This window comes from Bowmanella yangjiangensis (assembly GCF_017255015.1).
In the GTDB taxonomy this organism is placed as follows: domain Bacteria; phylum Pseudomonadota; class Gammaproteobacteria; order Enterobacterales; family Alteromonadaceae; genus Bowmanella; species Bowmanella yangjiangensis.
On record NZ_JAFKCS010000303.1, the window covers coordinates 363 to 957 of the forward strand.

The 595-nt window shown below is 62.4% G+C and carries 1 protein-coding gene; it reads left to right on the forward strand.

Annotated elements, in window-relative coordinates:
* Positions 1-32 precede the first annotated feature (32 nt).
* Positions 33-595 (forward strand): TonB-dependent receptor domain-containing protein (locus J0A65_RS24150; RefSeq protein WP_232850131.1); only part of this gene is annotated, 563 nt, incomplete at its 3' end.

Below are 595 nucleotides of genomic sequence, written 5' to 3' on the forward strand. Positions count from 1 at the left end.
GTTACCCGACTCGCTTCGATGGCGACATCGCCATGCGTACCGCATCGCTGTTCGTCGAGGACAACATCGAGTTGCGTCCCGGCACCGTTCTCACGCCCGGATTGCGTTACGACCACAACAGCCTGAGCGGCGGCAACTGGAGCCCGTCGCTCAACCTGTCGCATCGCCTGGACGACCACTTCACCCTCAAGGCCGGTATCGCACGGGCCTACAAGGTGCCCAACCTGTACCAGAGCAACGCGTCCTACGCGCTGTACAGCAACGGCCTCGGCTGCTGGGACTTCGTCACAGGCGGGCCGGGCTGCTTCCTGGTGGGTAACGAGAATCTCGAAGCGGAAACCAGCGTCAACAAGGAGCTGGGCATCGAGTTCGAATCCGCCGACTACCATGCCAGCCTGACCTGGTTCCGCAACGATTACCGCGACAAGGTCGAAGCGGGCCGTACACCGGTGGGTTCGGTCAACTTCACCCAGGGCAGCAGCACGCGCGTGGCCAACGTGTTCCAGTGGACCAACATTCCGCGTGCGGTGGTCGAAGGCTTCGAGGGTAACCTGAAGATGCCGCTGGCCAGCAGCCTGAGCTGGAACACCAACTT